17 protein-coding genes and 2 rRNA genes (1 of these 19 running past the window's edge) are annotated in these 19,097 nt (G+C 31.2%); all 19 read right to left on the minus strand.

Features of this window, described 5'->3' with window-relative positions; genetic code table 11:
- Nucleotides 1-5: 5 nt before the first annotated feature.
- On the minus strand, nt 6-716 hold the full coding sequence (locus H9I45_RS06440) for a PIG-L deacetylase family protein (RefSeq protein WP_088353259.1): 711 nt from the start codon (nt 714-716) through the stop codon (nt 6-8).
- Nucleotides 694-1,374: a formyl transferase gene (locus H9I45_RS06445; RefSeq protein WP_088353260.1), complete on the minus strand. Its 681-nt coding sequence runs from the start codon at nt 1,372-1,374 to the stop codon at nt 694-696. Before H9I45_RS06445 ends, H9I45_RS06440 begins: the two co-directional genes overlap by 23 nt.
- Entirely contained in the window at nt 1,371-2,372 is a 1,002-nt protein-coding gene (locus tag H9I45_RS06450) for a GNAT family N-acetyltransferase (RefSeq protein WP_088353261.1), read from the minus strand. Before H9I45_RS06450 ends, H9I45_RS06445 begins: the two co-directional genes overlap by 4 nt.
- A complete protein-coding gene (locus tag H9I45_RS06455; RefSeq protein WP_088353262.1) occupies nt 2,369-3,112 on the minus strand; it encodes a cytidylyltransferase domain-containing protein in 744 nt (247 codons plus the stop codon). Before H9I45_RS06455 ends, H9I45_RS06450 begins: the two co-directional genes overlap by 4 nt.
- Nucleotides 3,097-3,885 carry an SDR family oxidoreductase gene (locus H9I45_RS06460; protein WP_088353280.1) on the minus strand — a complete coding sequence of 263 codons (789 nt, stop codon included), beginning with the start codon at nt 3,883-3,885 and terminating at the stop codon, nt 3,097-3,099. Before H9I45_RS06460 ends, H9I45_RS06455 begins: the two co-directional genes overlap by 16 nt.
- Nucleotides 3,886-3,890: 5 nt before the next feature.
- A complete protein-coding gene (locus H9I45_RS06465; protein ID WP_088353263.1) occupies nt 3,891-4,724 on the minus strand; it encodes an aldo/keto reductase in 834 nt (277 codons plus the stop codon).
- The gene (gene pseC / locus H9I45_RS06470) at nt 4,717-5,862 is read right to left on the minus strand and encodes a UDP-4-amino-4,6-dideoxy-N-acetyl-beta-L-altrosamine transaminase (protein WP_088353264.1); all 1,146 of its coding nucleotides are present in this window, start codon (nt 5,860-5,862) and stop codon (nt 4,717-4,719) included. Before pseC ends, H9I45_RS06465 begins: the two co-directional genes overlap by 8 nt.
- Nucleotides 5,862-6,896, minus strand: coding sequence for a UDP-N-acetylglucosamine 4,6-dehydratase (inverting) (pseB, locus tag H9I45_RS06475; protein ID WP_088353265.1), 1,035 nt, complete (start codon nt 6,894-6,896; stop codon nt 5,862-5,864). The genes pseC and pseB overlap by 1 nt, the downstream gene beginning before the upstream one ends.
- Nucleotides 6,877-8,112 carry a UDP-N-acetyl-D-mannosamine dehydrogenase gene (gene wecC, locus H9I45_RS06480; protein ID WP_191141250.1) on the minus strand — a complete coding sequence of 412 codons (1,236 nt, stop codon included), beginning with the start codon at nt 8,110-8,112 and terminating at the stop codon, nt 6,877-6,879. Before wecC ends, pseB begins: the two co-directional genes overlap by 20 nt.
- A gap of 5 nt (nt 8,113-8,117) precedes the next feature.
- Nucleotides 8,118-9,236 (minus strand): non-hydrolyzing UDP-N-acetylglucosamine 2-epimerase, encoded by a 1,119-nt coding sequence (gene wecB / locus H9I45_RS06485; protein WP_088353267.1) that lies wholly within the window; start codon nt 9,234-9,236, stop codon nt 8,118-8,120.
- A 6-nt stretch (nt 9,237-9,242) separates the two neighbouring features.
- On the minus strand, nt 9,243-10,370 hold the full coding sequence (gene gmd, locus H9I45_RS06490) for a GDP-mannose 4,6-dehydratase (protein WP_088353268.1): 1,128 nt from the start codon (nt 10,368-10,370) through the stop codon (nt 9,243-9,245).
- Between the two features lie 3 nt (nt 10,371-10,373).
- Nucleotides 10,374-11,333, minus strand: coding sequence for a GDP-L-fucose synthase family protein (locus H9I45_RS06495; protein WP_088353269.1), 960 nt, complete (start codon nt 11,331-11,333; stop codon nt 10,374-10,376).
- 185 nt (nt 11,334-11,518) lie between these two features.
- On the minus strand, nt 11,519-11,953 hold the full coding sequence (locus tag H9I45_RS06500) for an adenylyltransferase/cytidyltransferase family protein (protein WP_088353270.1): 435 nt from the start codon (nt 11,951-11,953) through the stop codon (nt 11,519-11,521).
- A 25-nt stretch (nt 11,954-11,978) separates the two neighbouring features.
- Nucleotides 11,979-12,917: a Gfo/Idh/MocA family protein gene (locus H9I45_RS06505; RefSeq protein WP_088353271.1), complete on the minus strand. Its 939-nt coding sequence runs from the start codon at nt 12,915-12,917 to the stop codon at nt 11,979-11,981.
- Between the two features lie 2 nt (nt 12,918-12,919).
- On the minus strand, nt 12,920-14,203 hold the full coding sequence (locus H9I45_RS06510; protein WP_088353272.1) for a nucleotide sugar dehydrogenase: 1,284 nt from the start codon (nt 14,201-14,203) through the stop codon (nt 12,920-12,922).
- A 2-nt stretch (nt 14,204-14,205) separates the two neighbouring features.
- Nucleotides 14,206-15,186, minus strand: a complete 981-nt coding sequence (locus H9I45_RS06515; protein ID WP_088353273.1) for an SDR family oxidoreductase — start codon at nt 15,184-15,186, stop codon at nt 14,206-14,208.
- A 119-nt stretch (nt 15,187-15,305) separates the two neighbouring features.
- Nucleotides 15,306-16,631: a UDP-glucose dehydrogenase family protein gene (locus H9I45_RS06520; protein WP_088353274.1), complete on the minus strand. Its 1,326-nt coding sequence runs from the start codon at nt 16,629-16,631 to the stop codon at nt 15,306-15,308.
- A 501-nt stretch (nt 16,632-17,132) separates the two neighbouring features.
- Nucleotides 17,133-17,242, minus strand: a 5S ribosomal RNA gene (rrf, locus tag H9I45_RS06525).
- A 136-nt stretch (nt 17,243-17,378) separates the two neighbouring features.
- A 23S ribosomal RNA gene (locus H9I45_RS06530) occupies nt 17,379-19,097 on the minus strand (it continues 1,162 nt past the right edge of the window).

Raw genomic sequence — 19,097 nt, forward strand, 5'->3', positions numbered from 1 at the left:
TTTTTTTAATTTATGTATCTTATTATTTGAAATGCTTCTGCCAACTCTTCGCCAATTGCTACACCCCATCTTTGTGCTTGAATTTTAAGTGCTTTAGGGGAACGTGGATGTGGAAATTTTCTTTTTTCAAATTCATAACTTTCCATGCCTTTTATTTTTGACTCTAAATTCTCTGCACTAATTGAAAAAAACAAATTTGGAATAAAATGTTTTGGATCAGAAGAAGCTCTCCATTCAGTTCCAGAAGGAGTTTCGAAAGTTATTATTAATTTAACTTTTTCATTTTCCATTGGTCTGCATGATGTTACAACAGCCTCGAACGTACGCTGATGATCTATATTTACATCACCTCCATGATGCGTAAAAATAACATCTGGTTTAAATTTTTTCTTTTCCGTTTCAATAACCTTAATTATATCTAACAAACCAACAGTATCAAATCTATTATCTGGAAAATCAAATATACTTACAGAGTGGTAACCTATACTTTTTTGTGCCTGTTTAATATTTTCTCTATGAATTGATAATTCTTTTTTCCACTTCTCAGTGTCCCTAATATTAGATCTACTAGTAATTCCTTCTCCTAAAATAATTACATGGGTTATAACGTTTTCTTGATTAATTAATCGATTCATTGTTCCACCTAAACCTAATAACTCATCATCAGGGTGAGCAACAACAATCATTATTCTTTTACTGTTCAGTGATTTTAACATCGGCTATAATAGTTTTATTGTTTTTAATAGAAGCTCTAGAAAATTCAAATTTTAAATTTCCGACTTTTAGAAATGCATTTGGATATCCGTCTGCATCTAACATTCTAATATAATCATACACTTTTTCTATATTTGTTAAATTTTCTATATTACCATCCTCTGGTTTTCTTCTCTTAAATTCAACTACATCTCCTTTTTGAGGCTTTGGTCTTAAATTATTTTTAATAATTTTTTCAATCATATTTAATATAACATCTGTAGCTCTTAAAAAAATTTCTTGAGCAGTTCCAAACAATAATAAATTCTCTTTTAGGTAAATATTACCAGTATCCATACCTTTATTTACTCTTAAAGCACTAATTTTTGTTTTTTTAACACCTCTAAGAATAAGGTTTTGCAAAGGACTTCCACCTCTTCCATAGGGTAAATCCGTCATGTGAAAAACGACACATTCGAAGTTATTGTAAATAGTTGAAGGTATAATATAAGACCAGTGAGGTATAAAAATTAAATTAGGTTTAAGATTATTAAGATTATCTACATTAAAATCTTTCTTATTATTTATTAAAATCCAATTATCATCATTTTTATCAACTAATGAGTTAAATAAATCGAGATGCCATTTCTTTTCTGTAAGTAATATAAAATTCTTTTTCATTTTTTAATATAAAATTCTATTATATCTTCTTTATTATTTATTTTCTCAATAAACCCAAGTTTTTTAAATACTTTTAGTGAAGCAATATTTTGCTTTTTAACTTCTGCTTTAAATTGTTTATAGGAACTTATATTAATTATTTCTTTAAGCATTTTTGTTCCATATCCCATTCCTCTGTGATTCTTATCTACTGAATAATCTATTAACCAAACGTTATTTATTAAATCTAATCTTACTTGACCAATTGGAGCTTCATTAATTAAAAAAATAAAAATTTTATTTTTTTTACTTTTAATGTTTTTCGTTAACCAATTTACATGATTTTCCCAAAATATAAGATCACTGTCCAATGAGTTATCTCTTACTGTTTCATCATTAACCCAATCAAAAAGTAATTTAGCGTGAGTTAATTCTGCTTCCATCATCACAAATGATGTATTAATTTTAGAATGAATAATAACATCCAAATATTTTTGATTAAAAAAACAGTGTTCTTTTAAAACGGCCTCTTTTGTATATTTACTTTTCTCCAGAACTTCATATAGATGTGGCCTTAAATCAAATGCATAAGTATATATTTTATGAAATTCTAATTCATTGAAAGCTATTTTTTCAATTAATTTTAAAAAATTGCGCCAATGTATATGAAACTCCTTAGTTTCAAGTTTGGTTTTGAGTACGAAAGAAATTTCAGCATTTTTGTCAATCCAGTTTATGTGAACCAATCCTCCATAACCAATACATTGGTTATTTCTTAAATAGGAAAACAAGATTTGCTCTGGTTTATTTTCATCAAATAATTTTGTAACAACATTGTTAAAATAATTTTCTTGACGATCTTTTGTTAATGGAGAATCCTGTCGAAGATGATATATCTGCTCATTTCGCCATTCCATTATTTTAAAACGATCCTCGAAACGTATTGGAACAATTGAGTATTCTTCTGTAGAATAGGATTGTTTTGTTAATGGTATATATGTATTTTTAAAATGTATCATTCAGTCCATTTTTTTTGAACTATATCATTATTTATTTTCATTAAGGCGTTGTTAGATTTTAGAATATCTATAATCTCTTTAGTGCTTTTTAGATGACTATCATAATCTACAATCAACCTTTTTATAAGTTCAAAATCTTCTGCTGTATCTACTGTTAAGCGAGCATCTGGAAAGTTTAAATGGTTTTGAAATTCTAAAATCTCAATATTTCCTGGAAAATTCTGATGCATATATGGAGTAACGTGTTCTCTTTCAGACTCTAATCCTGCCTTAAAGTAAGCTTCCTCTAATAATTCAAAAGAAAACAACTCAAAAGACATACCTAATGGTAATTTTTTTTGTTGTCCTTCATAAAAATAATATCTTCTGGTACTTGGTCTAAAACTATTTAGTTGCTCTTTTATAAAATAACCATCGACAAGAGGATTATCTCCTGTTATTCTAATTACATCAGTAGCTTTGTTTAATTTAGCTGCTTTATAATACCTCTGTAGTACATTTTTTTCACTGCCTCGTATAACTTGAATCCCTTTCTTTTTTGCATATTCCACTAACCCATTATTATTCGAATTATTTGAAGTAGCAAGAACAATTGGAAAACCAGTATTCAAAAGTCTATCTAATTGATAACCAATCATAGGAATATTGTTAATAGGCATCATAACTTTACTAGGAAGTCGTGTACTTCCCATTCTTGCTTGAATAATAATATGAGGTTTTATATTTACCAAATTGTCCATCCTCCGTCTATTTGTAATGTTTGTCCTGTAATAAAGTCTGAAGCATTAGTTGAAAGTAATATTATAGAACCAGATAAATCTTCTGGAACACCAATTCTATTTAAAGGATTCTTCTCTTTAAGCCTATTTACGAAATTAGGGTTTTCTTGTTGAACGATTAAACTAGGAAATGGACCAGGTGCGATTGCATTCACTTGAATATTAGATGAACCTAAAAGTACTGCATAGTATTTTGTTAACTGCTTAACGCCAGCCTTGGCAGCTCCATAATGTGGTGGATTAGTATATTTTTCGCAATCTTTACCTTTGTAAATTCTAAAATCTGGACTTACCAAACCATACATTGATGCTATATTAATTATTTTTCCAAATTGTTGCTTTTTCATATATGGAATGATTGATTTAATTGCCTTATGAACCGAGCCTAAAACACCGTCTAAAGTATAAAGGAAGTCCTCATCTGGCATATTCTCCTGTGAATTTCCTTTAGCACTATGAGCATTATTAATTAAAACATCAATTCTCTCGTGTTTTTTATATACTTTTTCAAAACAATTTTCAATACTTTCTAATTTCATTATATCTATTTCAATAAAAAAAAGCTTGTTATTGTTTTCGTTTTTAAATTTATTGATGAACTTATCTTTAGTTCTTCCTGCAACGTAAACTATAGCACCAAAACTAAGTAAAGATTTTACAATTCCTACTCCCAAATATCCATAACCTCCGGTTACTATTACTACTTTATTTTCTAAATTAAATAAATTATTCATTCCTTTTATTTTGGCCAAAACATTGGCATCATTATTTTTTTTGAAAAATCAAAATTCAAGTCTTCAAGCTCTTCTATTTCAATAGAGTTATTAAGATTATCTTTTAATTGGTTGTTATTTTCAACTCCTATAATAACTTTATTAATAAAATTTTTATTTGTAACAAAACTTAACAAAGATTTAGGTAATGTTTTATTATTATTTAATAACTTTAAATTAGGTTTAACTTCATCAAAAAAAGGTGCTAATTTGTTAACGTCCATAAAAAATAAACCTTGTAGAAACGTTGATCTAGAGTGTATCTCACAACCTCTACCACTAAGATTAATCATGATTTCTTCAAATCTTCTGTCAAAATAATTATAGGGTACTTGAATTAAATCAGGTATAAATCCTTTTTTTAAAAGTTCATTAATTTCTTCAGGTTCATTTAAGGAAAAACCTATCTTTTGAACTTTTCCATCAGATTTAAACTGCTGTAATTCTTTCCATTGCTCAGGATTTTTTATAATACTCATTGGTCTATGAGCTAAATAGGCATATATAGAGCTTAATTTTAATTTTTTTAAGGTATTGTTAAATTGGTTTGAAATGGAATCCCCTTTTTCAGAGGGCATAAATTTCGATATAATTTTAAATTCATCTAAATTGTAATTACCCAATAACTCTTCTGCATTTCCATAAGCAGAAGCTGTATCTATAGTTTCTACTCCTTTTTCTCTAGCCGTTTCTAAAATTTGATTAATTTCTTCAACTTTGGTTTTTCCTTTTTTGTTAGAAATACCATAATTTAAACCAAATTGTACAGTACCAATTCCTATTTTTTTAATGTTAATCATCTATAAACTCTAATACTTTTTCTATAACAAATTGTTGCTCTTCATTCGTTAAAGTTGGGTACATAGGTAAACTAATACATTTTGAATAATAATTCTCTGAATTATTTAGATCTGCATCTTCGTAACCTATTTCCTTATAATAAGGCAAATTATGAACAGGGATGTAATGTATTTGTGCAAAAATATTTTTTGCTCTTAAGAAATCGTATAATTCTTTTCTGTTCTCAACTTCAATTACAAAAAGATGATGTGCATTAAGATATCCATCAGGTAAATTTTGATATTTAACCTTTCCTTTCAAAGCTACTTTATAATTAATTGCTATTTCATTTCTTCTTTTAACTCCTTCATTATTCTTTAAAAGTTGCGTTATGCCTAAGGCAGATTGAATATCGGTTAATCTATAATTATAACCTAGCTCTTGCATCTCGTAAAACCATCCCCCATGATTTTCTATCATATTTTCTTTAGTAATACCGTGAGTTCTTAATAATGAAAGCTTCTTATATAATATTTCTGAATTAGTAGTAATCATACCTCCTTCGCCACATGCAATATGTTTTACTGGATGAAATGAAAAGACAGCAATATCTGCGTATTTTCCATTTCCACACATTTGTTTATTACCTTTTGAATCTATAAAATACCCTCCAGGTGAATGAGCTGCATCTTCTATAATCCATAAATCATGTTCATTTGCAAGTTCTCTAAAGGCTTCTAAATTAACCGGTAAACCTGCAAAATCTACAGGAATAATTCCTTTGAAAAAACCTCTTGGTTTACTTTCTATGAGTTCCTTTGTTTTTTTTAATGATAATAGATAGGATTTAGAATCTATATCCGCAAACCAGACCTCTCCTTCTGCATATTTAATACAATTAGCAGATGCAGCAAAAGTTATTGGAGTTGTAATAACACGTTCCCCTTTTTTTAAATCTAAGGCTAAAACTGCTAAATGTAAGCCTGATGTAGCATTATTTACGGCAACAGCATATTTAGCACCAACATATGCTGCAAACCTTTCTTCGAATTCTTTAACTTTTGGCCCTTGGGTTAAAAAATCTGATGTTAAAGTTTCCACAACAGCATCAATGTCGTTTTGATCAATATTTTGTCTTCCGTAAGGTATAGCTTTCATTATATTTTAAAATTAGAATCGACGTGTAATTTCACTAACGCTCTTAAACTTTCAACAGTTTCCCATTCACTATTATTCCCAGAATCATAAGAAAAACCTTCTGGAACGTCAGTGCCATTAAATGCTTCTTTATAATCTTCTTTCGAATATTTTGAATATGGTGATTTTTGAGGTAAAATAGCGTAGTACTTACCTAAATCAACTGTATTATAAGAATCTGATGATGTAATCATTTCTTCATGTAACTTTTCTCCTGGTCTAATTCCAACTGTTTTTTGTTTTAATTCAGGTGCAATAGCTTCTGCTACATCTGGTATTCTATATGAAGGAATCTTTGGAACAAAGACCTCACCACCCCAAGCGTTTACAATTGCATAAAAAACCATTTCACATCCGTCTTCTAAAGAAATATTAAACCTTGTCATTTTATCGTCTGTTATAGGTAAAAAAGAGTCTCCTTTTTTCTTTTTATTTAAGAAAAAAGGCATAACAGAACCGTTGGATCCCATGACATTTCCATACCTTACCACAGAAAATTTAATATCTCTTTTACCTTTAATGTTATTTGCAGCAATAAAAAGTTTATCTGAAGCTAATTTAGTCGCTCCATATAAATTAATTGGAGCGGCTGCTTTATCAGTAGATAAAGCTACAACATTTTTAACACCACTTTTAAGAGCTGCATTAATAACATTTTCTGCACCATTAATATTTGTTTTTACACATTCCATAGGGTTGTATTCTGCTAAATGAACATGTTTCATCGCTGCTGCATGAATTACAATATCAATATCTTCAAATGCTGTTTCTAATCTTTTAGAATCTCTTACGTCTCCAATAAAATATCTTATTTGTGGATATTCATTTTCAGAAAACTCTTGTGACATTTGAAAATGTTTCTGTTCATCTCTGGAGAAGATTACTAATCTTTTTATATTAGGATTTCTTTCCAAAATTAATTTTGTGAACATTTTTCCAAAAGAACCAGTTCCACCGGTTATCAAAATTGACTTATTACTTAAATCTAAATTCATATTCTATTTTTTTTATTCCACAAAAATCTAGTACTATTTTATTTGACTCTAAGTTTAATTCTTTAAATTCTTGGTGAGCTACTAATAATACTATAATATCTGCGTTTTCAACTGCACTTTTATAATTGGTTAATTTAAAAACGTTATGTTCTTCAATATTTGGTTCTACAATAAAGTAGTTTCCATTATTGTCATTTTGTAATACTTTATTTACAATATATTTAGCTGGAGATTCACGTAAGTCGTCAATATTAGGTTTAAAAGCTAGCCCCATTAATGCAATTTTCGGTTTTCTTTTATTCTCTAATTCAAACTTTAATTTTTCATTTTGAATTTTTTCTGCACACCAAAAAGATTTATAGTTATTTACTTCACGTGCTGTACCTATAATTTTAGATTCCATAGGATAATCTGAGACAATAAAATAAGGATCTACTGCAATACAGTGTCCTCCAACTCCACAACCCGGTTGTAGGATATTTACACGAGGGTGTTTGTTGGCTAAATTAATTAAATCCCAAACGTTGATGTCTGCTTTGTCACAAATTAATGATAATTCGTTTGCAAAAGCAATTTGAACGTCCCTTGAAGAGTTTTCTGTTAGCTTACACATTTCTGCAGTTCTTGCATTTGTAGGGTGTAATTCTCCTTTAACAAATTGTTTGTAAAAACTTAGAGCCTTGTTTGTTGATTTTTCATCTACTCCACCAATAACTCTATCGTTAAAAACTAATTCGTGCATTACGTTTCCTGGAAGAACTCTTTCCGGACAATATGCTATGTTTAGTTTTCCTATTAATTCAGGTCTTTCTCCATAAATTAAATTCATCATCTTTTCGGTAGTTCCAATAGGAGAGGTCGACTCTATAATATATAAATCATCATCTTTTAAAAATGGAAGAATATTTTTAGTTGCAGATTCGACATAAGATATATCTGGCTCGTGATTTCCTTTAAAAGGTGTTGGCACAACAATTAAATAAGTGTCTGCCACAACCGGTTGTATATCTGCTTTCAAAAAACCTCTTTTTACTGATTCTTCAACTGCAATATCTAAACTCGGCTCCACAATATGTATTTTCCCTTGGTTAATTGTATCAACTACATGAGGATTAATATCCACACCATGCACTTGAATTCCATTTTGTGCAATTAACGCGGAAGTTGGTAATCCAATATAACCTAAACCTATAGTAACAACTTTTACTTTACTCATTTCTTTTATAAATTTGAAATAAATTTAATTATTCTTTCACAAGCTCTGCCATCTCCATAGGGATTATGTAAAGAACTCATTAATGAATACCGTTCTGAATTATCTAATAATTCTTGTGTTTCTTTTATAATTTTTTGGATATCTGTTCCAACTAAAATAACAGTTCCTGCGTCAACTGCTTCAGGTCTTTCTGTCGTATCTCTCATAACTAAAACAGGCTTCCCTAAACTAGGAGCCTCTTCTTGTACCCCTCCACTGTCTGTTATAATCAGATAAGATTTATTCATTAACCATACAAATATAGGATAAGAAAGAGGTTTTACTAAATGAATATTATTAATATTACCTAAAAGTTCGTTAACAGGTTTTAAAACATTAGGATTTAAATGAACTGGGTATATAATTTCTACATCAGGGTTTTGAACTGCAATCGCTTTTAGAGCAACACAAATATTGATGAACCCTTGACCATGATTTTCTCTTCTATGACCAGTTACTAATATTACTCTCTTAGTAAAATCAACTACATCATTCAACTCTATAACATCTTCATTCTTTATATTCTCTACTCTACTAGAACTTTCTAGTAAGGCATCAATAACTGTATTTCCAGTAACTAAAATATTTTCTTTCACAATATTTTCTGACAACAAATTTTCTTGAGACTTAAGTGTTGGCGCAAAATGATAGGTAGCTACTCTTCCTGTTACTTGCCTATTCATTTCCTCTGGAAAAGGAGATAGCATATTGTTTGTTCTTAAACCAGCTTCCACATGACAAACTTTTGCGCCTGCGTAAAAACCAGCAATACTTGCTGCCATTGTTGTTGTTGTGTCTCCATGAACGTATACAAAATCTGGTTTAAAGTCTTCTAAAATAGGTTTTAAACCAGAAATAACCTCTCCTGTTAAATTGTATAAGTTCTGATTTGGCTTCATTAAACTCAAATCATAGTCTGGAGTTATATCAAAAAAAGACAAAACTTGATCTAACATTTCTCTATGCTGACCAGTAACGCATACTTTTGTTTCAAATCTATTATCTTTTAGAAACTTATTGACTAAAGGGGCCATTTTAATAGCTTCGGGCCTTGTTCCAAAAATGATTAAGTTTTTCTTTTTCATAAAAAATTATTCAAAATAATTTAAAATTGTATAACCACCATCTTTTAAATATTGGTCTTTTTTCATTAATTTAACATCAGATGTCATCATGTCTTTTACTAAGGCATTTAAATTATATTCTGGAACCCAACCTAATTTTTCTTTTGCTTTTGTAGGATCTCCAATTAACAAATCTACTTCTGTTGGTCTAAAATATGTTGGATCTACAGATAAAACCTCTTTACCAATTTCTATTTGATATTCTGGATTGTTACATTTTTTTACAAATGCTTTTTCATCAACTCCTTTTCCTTTAAATTCCAGCTCAACACCCACTTCTGCAAAACTCATTCTTACAAACTCGCGTACAGTTGTTGTTTCCCCTGTTGCAATAACCCAATCTTCTGGGGTTTCTGCTTGTAAAATCATCCACATCATTCTTACATAATCTTTGGCATGCCCCCAGTCACGTTTTGCATCCAAATTACCCAAATAGACTTTGTCTTGTAGACCTAAAGCTATTCTAGCGGTTGCTCTCGTAATTTTTCGAGTTACAAAAGTTTCTCCTCTTCTTGGAGACTCATGGTTAAACAAAATTCCATTACAAGCAAACATATTATAAGCTTCCCTGTAATTTTTAGTAATCCAAAAACCGTATATTTTTGCAACTCCATAAGGAGAACGAGGGTAAAAAGGAGAGTTTTCGTCGTAAAAACCTCGTTCATTTTTATTTTCGGCCAATCCACCATATAATTCTGAAGTAGAAGCTTGATATATTCTAGTTTTTTTCTCTAAACCTAATAATCTTACTGCCTCTAAAATCCTTAATGTTCCTAATCCATCTACATTTCCAACATACTCTGGAGTATCAAACGAAACTTTAACATGTGACATCGCCCCTAAATTGTAAATTTCATCAGGTTGACATTCCTCTATAATTCTTGTTAAATTCATAGAATCTGTTAAATCTCCATAATGTAATTTGAAGCGTTGTTTAGGATGGTGTGGATCTTGGTATAAATGGTCAATACGATCAGTATTAAACAAAGAAGATCTTCTTTTTACACCATGAACCATATATCCTTTTTCTAATAACAATTCTGCCAAATATGACCCATCTTGACCAGTAATCCCTGTAATTAATGCTACTTTCATACTCTAATTCGCTTCTAATTTCACTTCTTTAATACTATCTATATTTTTTAAAAACCATTTGTAGGTTTTTTCTATTCCATCTTCTAATTCGGTTGAATATTGCCAACCTAATTCTTTCATCTTTGAAACATCCATTAATTTCCTTGGAGTACCATCGGGTTTTGTTGAGTCCCAATTAATTAGTCCTTTATGCCCAACAACTTCCTGTATGGTTTCTGCTAATTCTTTAATAGTAATATCTTTACCTGTACCAATGTTATATAAATATTCTGGCAATTTATTTTCCAACGCATAAACAACAGCTTCTGCCATATCATCTACAAATAAAAATTCTCTCATTGGAGTTCCACTTCCCCATAAATTTACAGACGCATTGTCATTGAGTTTAGCTTCGTGAAACTTACGAAGCATTGCTGGTAAAACATGAGATGATTTTAAATCGAAATTATCAAAATAGCCATATAAATTTGTTGGCATTAGGCTTACATAATCTTTATTAAATTGATTCCTTATTGCTTGACAAGATTTTACTCCAGTTATTTTTGCAATTGCATACCATTCGTTGGTAGGCTCCAAAGGATCTGTTAATAAATATTCTTCTTTTAAGGGTTGAGGAGCAAATTTAGGATAAATACAAGAACTTCCTAAAAAAATAAATTTCTCGATTCCAGCTTTTAAAGAACTATCAATTAAATTATTTTGAATTTGCATATTTTCCATTAAAAACTGATATGGAAAATCATTATTGGCTAAAATGCCACCAACTTTTGCAGCGGCATCAATAACTACCTCTGGCTTTTCTTTCTCAAAAAAATCGATAACTTGTTGTTGATTTTTTAAATCTAATTCTTTGCTGGTTCTACCCACTAAGTTGCTATATCCTTTTTTTGTTAAGGCTCTCCAAACAGCAGAGCCCACCATACCTCTATGACCTGCAATGTATATTTTTGATGCTTTATTCATTTATTTTAATACTATTTACTTAAATTAAATAATTGAATTACTTTTTTAAAAAAAAAGACTCTAGTATTTTTAATTTACTCACTTTTAAAACTTTCTTTAAATATAAAAACAACTTTTTATTAATTTAAATAAGCTTAATAATTAGATAAATATTTAATTTTTACACTATATTCTATTTTTATAGTTTATTTACTCAACAACCATGAGGATGATTGTATCTTTTCACCCAAACCGTCTATTAATCGAATATTTAATTCTTTACAAATTGCAGACTCTGGTATTGAGTCATTATTCTGATCCCCTCCATTAGCAAATCCTAATTCATATTCATCATTGTTAGAATCAACCACCAATCTAATAGTCTCACAAACTGTTCTATCTTTATCTATTGAAAGAATTGCCTTATCTACTGCTTTTATGTTTTGAACTATAAATAATCGCTCTTCTTCTTTTTGAAACTCTTTAGAACCTTTAAGTTCTCTTTGAAAATCATTATTTACAATTACAAACAGTTCATCGGCTAAAGCTTTTGCTTGGTTAAAATACTCCAAATGCCCCTTGTGTATGGGGTTAAAATATCCAGAAACAATTATTGCTTTTTTTTTTTGAGCTTTCTTCATCTTTTATTTTGCAAATATAGTTTTTTTATCCTTTTAAGAAAGGGTGAATTTCCCCATCTTTAATTATTTGAGAGTTTCTAATGTCATGTACAATATTAATTGAAGTCTTTACATCTTTTAATCCAAAACCATTTCCTGCTAAAATTTCTTTATAACTTTTTGTATGTAGCTCTGTAAATCCTTGGCTAAATTCTAATTCCTCACCATCGATTGTTATAGACCTGTATGTTCTTTGTCCGTTTTTACGAATTTGAGTTGGTACATCGTTTTCATCAATAGATAAAAACCAACGGACTCTAGCGTTTTTAAATTCTAAATACCCTGCTGCTTTATGTTTTTCTCTTAAATGGACTTTATTTTCTTGTACATCTCCAAAAACCCAAGACAACATATCATAAAAATGAACGCCAATATTTGTAGCGATTCCACCAGATTTACTTTCATCTCCTTTCCAAGAAATATCGTACCATTTTCCTCTTGATGTAATATAGGTTAAATCCACATCGTATTTCTCATTTTTATTGTGAGAATCTACTTTATTTTTCAATTTTATAATAGATTCGTGTAATCGTAATTGCAGAATCGTATTAATATTACCCTGTGATTCTTTCTCAATAGCTTCCAAAGCATCTATATTCCAAGGATTTAAGACAATTGGTTTTTCACAAATTGCATGCGCATCTCTTCTTAGCGCCATTCTAATATGAGAATCGTGTAAATAATTTGGTGTACAAATACTTACATAATCTAAATTGATGTTTTTATTACGTTTTAATTTTTCTAAATGTCGATCAAATCTTTCAAATTCTACAAAAAAATCGGCATTTGGAAAATAACTATCCATAATCCCAACAGAATCGAACTTATCTAAAGCCGCAATTAAATTATTGTTTGTGTCTTTTATTGCTTTTAAATGTCTTGGAGCAATATAACCTGCCGCTCCTATTAGCGCAAAATTCTTCATTACTATAATGATTTATTTACTTTGTTTGAACTAAAGAAATTTTTCACATCGTAAACCACAGATTTACTCTTTTTTAAAGACCCTAAATCTAAGTCTTTAAATTCATTATGTGAAACTGTAAGTACAATTGCATCAAATTTTTTGAAAGGAATATTCTTTTGAGAGTCCAAATTATATTCTTTTTTTACTTCTGCAGGATTTGCACATGGGTCGTAAATAGTAACATTTGTACCAAAATCTATTAACTCATTTACAACATCTACAGCTTTTGTATTTCTAACATCTGGGCAGTTTTCTTTAAAAGTGATTCCCAAAACTAATATATCCGCATTTTTAACTTCTACATCTTCTTTAATCATCAGCTTTGCAACTTCTGAAGCTACATATTTACCCATACTATCATTAACCCTTCTTCCTGCTAAAATAATTTCTGGATGATATCCATATTCTTGTGCTTTCTGGGCTAGATAATATGGATCTACTCCAATACAATGTCCACCTACTAAACCAGGTTTAAACGGAAGAAAATTCCATTTTGTTCCGGCTGCAGTTAATACATCTTGAGTATTAATATCCATTAAGTTAAAAATTTTAGCTAATTCATTTACGAAAGCAATATTAATATCTCTCTGAGAATTTTCAATCACTTTGGCAGCTTCTGCAACTTTTATTGTCGGTGCTAAATGTGTACCTGCAATAATTACAGATTTATATAGATCATCAACCTTTTTTCCAATTTCTGGAGTAGAGCCTGACGTTACTTTTAGTATTTTTTCTATGGTATGTTTTTTATCTCCTGGATTAATTCTTTCTGGAGAATACCCTGCAAAAAAATCTTTATTGAATTTTAATCCAGATTTTTCTTCTAACACAGGAATACATTCTTCTTCAGTGGCACCTGGAAATACTGTAGATTCGTAAATTACGATATCTTCTTTTTTAAGCATAGCACCTACTGTTTTACTTGCTTTTATTAAAGGCGTTAAAACGGGTCTGTTATTTTTATCTACTGGTGTTGGAACTGTAACTATATAATAATTACAGTTTTTAATATCGTCTAACTTCGTCGTGCAAAAAAGCCCTTTTTCACTTGAACCCCCATCTATTAAAACTGCCTTCAAAACATCTTCTTCAATTTCTAAAGTAGTATCTTTTCCTTGCATTAATTCAGAAACTCTGTTTTCGTTAATATCAAAACCAACTACTGGGTATTTTGTAGCAAATAATCTTGCTAACGGAAGACCTACATAACCCAATCCTATAATTGCAATTTTAATTTCACTCATATTTATAAATTCTTATAATACCAAGTTATTGCTTCTTTTAATCCTTTTTTTAAAGAAAATTCTGGATTATAGCCCAATAATGTTTTTGCCTTTTCTACACTTGCATGCGAGTGTGGAATATCTCCTTGTCTAATAGAGCCATTTAATACTTTAATATTTTTTATATCTGAATTATATTCAGACAAAAATTCTTTTAGATACCTCATTAAATCATTCAATGTATTTCTATCTCCATAAGCAACATTATAAACTGTATTTACTGCTTTTGCATCTGCCTTTAAACTTAATAAATTAGCCTGAATTACATTATCTATGTACGTAAAATCTCTAGAATAGCCTCCATCTCCATTTATTGTTGGAGATTCCAATTTCATTAATTGGCTTACAAATTTAGGAATTACAGCAGCGTAAGCTCCATTAGGGTCTTGTTTTCTTCCAAAAACGTTAAAATAACGCAACCCAATCGTTTCTAATCCATAAGTTTTTGAGAAAATATCTGCATATAGCTCATTCACATATTTAGTTATTGCATAAGGAGATAATGGTTTTCCTATTTTATCTTCAACTTTAGGAAGCGATTCAGAATCGCCATAAGTTGATGAACTTGCAGCATATACAAATCTTTTTACTTGATTATCTCTTGATGCTACCAACATGTTTAAAAAACCAGAAACATTTACATCATTGGTAGTTATTGGATCTTTTATCGATCTCGGAACAGAACCAAGTGCAGCCTGATGTAAAACATAGTCTGCATTTTTAGTAGATTTTAAACAGTCTTCTAAATTTCGAATATCACCTTTAATTAAAGTGAAATTTGAATTCTCTAAAAAAGGAGTTATATTTTCTTTTTTTCCTGTTGAAAAATTATCTAAGCAAATAACCTCGTTATTTTTAAGAAGTAGTGCCTCACAGAGGTTAGAACCAATAAAACCAGCTCCACCTGTTACCACTATCTTTTTTCCAGATAATTCGATATCCATCAACAATATATTTTTTTTTTAAAATTCAAAGTCACGAAAATACAAAAAGTATCTTAATGAATTAGATATAGAATAATACAATTGAAATTATTAAAAGCGATAAAATCATAAATTTAAATCTATTTTTTTCCAATCTGATGATACTCAAATCCCATTTCATCTAAATAAAAGGCATTATATTGATTTCTACCATCAAATATAATTGGAGATTTTAACTGTTTTTTAATTTCCTCGAAATCTGGGGAACGAAATTCTTTCCACTCTGTTAACAGAATTAAGGCGTTTGAATCTTTTAAAACTTGGTATTTTGAAGTACAATAAATTATGTTCTTAATTCCTTTTAAATAATAGTCTTTGGCATTCTCTGCTGCTTTTGGGTCGTAAACTCTAACGACTGCTCCTCTTTTTACCAATTCTTTAATGGTATATATGGATGGAGCTTCACGCATATCGTCTGTTCCTGGTTTATAAGACAAACCCCATAAACCAAAAGTTAACCCTTTTAAATTTTCGCCAAACTTTGCTATAATTTTTTTAGAAATCACTAATTTCTGACTATTATTTACCTCTTCAACAGAACCTATTAATTTTGCTTCGTAACCATAATCTTCTGCTATTTTTTTTAGTGCTTTTACGTCTTTAGGAAAACAAGAACCTCCATAACCAACTCCTGGATAGATAAAACTATACCCTATTCTTTTGTCGGAACCAATTCCTAATCGTACCTTATTTGCATCAGCACCCACGTTTTCACAAATATTGGCAATTTCATTCATAAAAGAAATTTTAGTAGCCAACATTGCGTTTGCAGCATACTTCGTCATTTCTGCAGATCGTAAATCCATAGTAATAAAACGATCGTGAGTTCTAAAAAAAGGTGAATATAATTGTTTCATTTTATTAAAAATAGCTTCTGAACTTGCTCCAATAACAATACGATCTGGTTTCATAAAATCATTAATTGCATCACCTTCTTTTAAAAATTCAGGGTTCGAAACAACATCAAAATCAATTGTTACATTTCTATTATATAATTCTTTTTTTATATATGTTTTTACTTTGTCTGCTGTCCCAACAGGTACTGTCGATTTATTTACAACAATCAATTTATGTTTCATAGTTTGTCCAATTGAGCTCGCTACTTTTAAAACATATTGTAAATCTGCCGAACCATCTTCGTCCATAGGAGTTCCAACCGCTATAAAAACAATTTCTGCTTTTTTAATAACTGATGATAAATCTGTTGTAAATGAAAGGTTTCTATTTTTTATATTTTTTTTAACCATCTGAGTTAAACCTGGCTCATATATAGGAATAATTCCATTTTTTAAATTTAAAATTTTTTCCTTATCAATATCCACACAAGTAACTGAATTTCCCATTTCTGAAAAACAAGCTCCCGAAACTAAACCAACATAACCAGTTCCAATAATAACTACTTCCATTATTAATAATTTAATTTAACAAGCGAAGATACGAAAATCAATCTTTCTAAAAGTTTCTATTTAACCTAGATAATTCAGTATTTAATTGTAAGAAAATAAATATTATAAAAATCTATGACATATTAATAATATATTTTTATTAATAAATTAGTATTCTTTTATACTTTTTATTTGAGCTAAAAAACTTAGGAATTTAACCCTAAGAATTTAGGATATCTTTATTAAAATTTAAATTATTGATATTTACTTGATAGATACATTTTTAGCTTTGAATTTTAAATGAAAGTTATCTAGTAAATTTAAGGTAAAGAAAAAAACTACCACCATCCATAAAGTTTTAAAAAAAAGAAAAAATAAACTAAATGACTTAATTAAATTTAAAACATCTTTAATTTTTGAATAAAATAATTAAGGTTTAATAAACCATTCAATATTATTTATAAAAAAAGCCTCATATCGTAAGATATGAGGCTTATAAAATTCTTAAAGATTAAGAATTAAGAAAGGCAGCGACCTACTCTCCCACATAAATGCAGTACCATCGGCGCTATTAGGCTTAACTTCTCTGTTCGGTATGGGAAGAGGTGAGCCCTAATGCTATAACCACCCTAAAATTTTCAGATAAATTGCTTTAACTGTATAAAATTAACATATGGTAAAATAATATTGTAAGTTTCAAATAGATGCTGATATAAATTCAGCACAAGAAAAAAGAGTGTCTCTCCCGCTATTTCTAACGGGAGAAGCGTACATAAGTCTATGGGTTATTAGTACTACTTGGCTATGACATTACTGCCTTTACACCTATAGCCTATCAACGTGGTAATCTCCCACGACCCTTTAAAGAAATCTCATCTTGTGGTGGGTTTCGCGCTTATATGCTTTCAGCGCTTATCCCTTCCCGACGTAGCTACTCTGCCATGCCACTGGCGTGACAACAGATACACTAGAGGTCAGTCCAACTCGGTCCTCTCGTACTAGAGTCAGATCCACGCAAATTTCTAACGCCCACAGCAGATAGAGACCGAACTGTCTCACGACGTTCTGAACCCAGCTCGCGTGCCACTTTAATGGGCGAACAGCCCAACCCTTGGGACCTTCTCCAGCCCCAGGATGTGACGAGCCGACATCGAGGTGCCAAACCCCCCCGTCGATATGAGCTCTTGGGGGAGATCAGCCTGTTATCCCCGGAGTACCTTTTATCCTTTGAGCGATGGCCCTTCCATGCGGAACCACCGGATCACTATGCTCTTGTTTCCAACCTGATCGACCTGTATGTCTCTCAGTCAAGCACCCTTATGCCATTGCACTCTACGCACGGTTACCAAGCGTGCTGAGGGTACCTTTAGAAGCCTCCGTTACTCTTTTGGAGGCGACCACCCCAGTCAAACTACCCACCAAGCACTGTCCTCATCTCTGAGTTAGACTCTAGATAAGCAAAGGGTGGTATTTCAAGGATGACTCCACAACGCCTAGCGACGCCACTTCAATGTCTCCCACCTATCCTACACATTACTTATCCAAAGCCAATACTAAGCTATAGTAAAGGTTCACGGGGTCTTTTCGTCCCGCTGCGGGTAATCGGCATCTTCACCGATACTACAATTTCACCGAGCTCATGGCTGAGACAGTGTCCAGATCGTTGCACCATTCGTGCAGGTCGGAACTTACCCGACAAGGAATTTCGCTACCTTAGGACCGTTATAGTTACGGCCGCCGTTTACTGGGGCTTCATTTCACTGCTTCGCCGAAGCTAACAACTCCACTTAACCTTCCAGCACCGGGCAGGTGTCAGGCCTTATACATCATCTTTCAATTTAGCAAAGCCCTGTGTTTTTGATAAACAGTCGCCTGGACCTTTTCACTGCGGCCCTGCTGTAAAGCAGGGCGACCCTTCTCCCGAAGTTACGGGTCTATTTTGCCTAGTTCCTTAGCCATGAATCTCTCGAGCACCTTAGAATTCTCATCCCAACTACCTGTGTCGGTTTACGGTACGGGTTCTTATAATCTGAAGCTTAGAGGTTTTTCTTGGAAGCTTTTAGGCACACTATCCACGCAGCCGAAGCCTTATGGTACTATCAACTTTCTCCAAAATCTGCGGATTTGCCTACAGATTCTATAGATACAGTCTTCAACGAACTATTCCGTCAGTTCGCGGTGCTTTCAATACTCCGTCACCCCATCGCAATTATAAGAAGTACAGGAATATTAACCTGTTATCCATCGACTACTCCCTTCGGATTCGCCTTAGGACCCGACTAACCCTCAGCTGATTAGCATCGCTGAGGAAACCTTAGTCTTTCGGTGTGCGGGTTTCTCGCCCGCATTATCGTTACTTATGCCTACATTTTCTTTTGTAACCACTCCAGCATGCCTCACAGCACACCTTCTACGCAGGTTACAATGCTCCCCTACCACTTGTATATAATACAAATCCATAGCTTCGGTAATATGTTTATGCCCGAT

It is taken from the genome of Polaribacter haliotis (genome assembly GCF_014784055.1).
GTDB classification, from domain to species: domain Bacteria; phylum Bacteroidota; class Bacteroidia; order Flavobacteriales; family Flavobacteriaceae; genus Polaribacter; species Polaribacter haliotis.

What these genes read in the sequence shown, in the direction of transcription:
- H9I45_RS06505 (WP_088353271.1), bottom strand. Translation starts at nt 12,917, where the DNA reads ATGAAGAATTTTGCGCTAATAGGAGCGGCAGGTTATATTGCTCCAAGA.
- pseB (WP_088353265.1), bottom strand. Translation starts at nt 6,896, where the DNA reads ATGAATTTAGATTTAAGTAATAAGTCAATTTTGATAACCGGTGGAACT.
- H9I45_RS06510 (WP_088353272.1), bottom strand. Translation starts at nt 14,203, where the DNA reads ATGAGTGAAATTAAAATTGCAATTATAGGATTGGGTTATGTAGGTCTT.
- H9I45_RS06460 (WP_088353280.1), bottom strand. Translation starts at nt 3,885, where the DNA reads ATGAATAATTTATTTAATTTAGAAAATAAAGTAGTAATAGTAACCGGA.
- wecC (WP_191141250.1), bottom strand. Translation starts at nt 8,112, where the DNA reads ATGAGTAAAGTAAAAGTTGTTACTATAGGTTTAGGTTATATTGGATTA.
- H9I45_RS06515 (WP_088353273.1), bottom strand. Translation starts at nt 15,186, where the DNA reads ATGGATATCGAATTATCTGGAAAAAAGATAGTGGTAACAGGTGGAGCT.
- H9I45_RS06520 (WP_088353274.1), bottom strand. Translation starts at nt 16,631, where the DNA reads ATGGAAGTAGTTATTATTGGAACTGGTTATGTTGGTTTAGTTTCGGGA.
- H9I45_RS06500 (WP_088353270.1), bottom strand. Translation starts at nt 11,953, where the DNA reads ATGAAGAAAGCTCAAAAAAAAAAAGCAATAATTGTTTCTGGATATTTT.
- H9I45_RS06445 (WP_088353260.1), bottom strand. Translation starts at nt 1,374, where the DNA reads ATGAAAAAGAATTTTATATTACTTACAGAAAAGAAATGGCATCTCGAT.
- gmd (WP_088353268.1), bottom strand. Translation starts at nt 10,370, where the DNA reads ATGAAAGTAGCATTAATTACAGGGATTACTGGTCAAGATGGGTCATAT.
- H9I45_RS06455 (WP_088353262.1), bottom strand. Translation starts at nt 3,112, where the DNA reads ATGGACAATTTGGTAAATATAAAACCTCATATTATTATTCAAGCAAGA.
- H9I45_RS06465 (WP_088353263.1), bottom strand. Translation starts at nt 4,724, where the DNA reads ATGATTAACATTAAAAAAATAGGAATTGGTACTGTACAATTTGGTTTA.
- pseC (WP_088353264.1), bottom strand. Translation starts at nt 5,862, where the DNA reads ATGAAAGCTATACCTTACGGAAGACAAAATATTGATCAAAACGACATT.
- H9I45_RS06495 (WP_088353269.1), bottom strand. Translation starts at nt 11,333, where the DNA reads ATGAATAAAGCATCAAAAATATACATTGCAGGTCATAGAGGTATGGTG.
- H9I45_RS06450 (WP_088353261.1), bottom strand. Translation starts at nt 2,372, where the DNA reads ATGATACATTTTAAAAATACATATATACCATTAACAAAACAATCCTAT.
- wecB (WP_088353267.1), bottom strand. Translation starts at nt 9,236, where the DNA reads ATGAAAAAGAAAAACTTAATCATTTTTGGAACAAGGCCCGAAGCTATT.
- H9I45_RS06440 (WP_088353259.1), bottom strand. Translation starts at nt 716, where the DNA reads ATGTTAAAATCACTGAACAGTAAAAGAATAATGATTGTTGTTGCTCAC.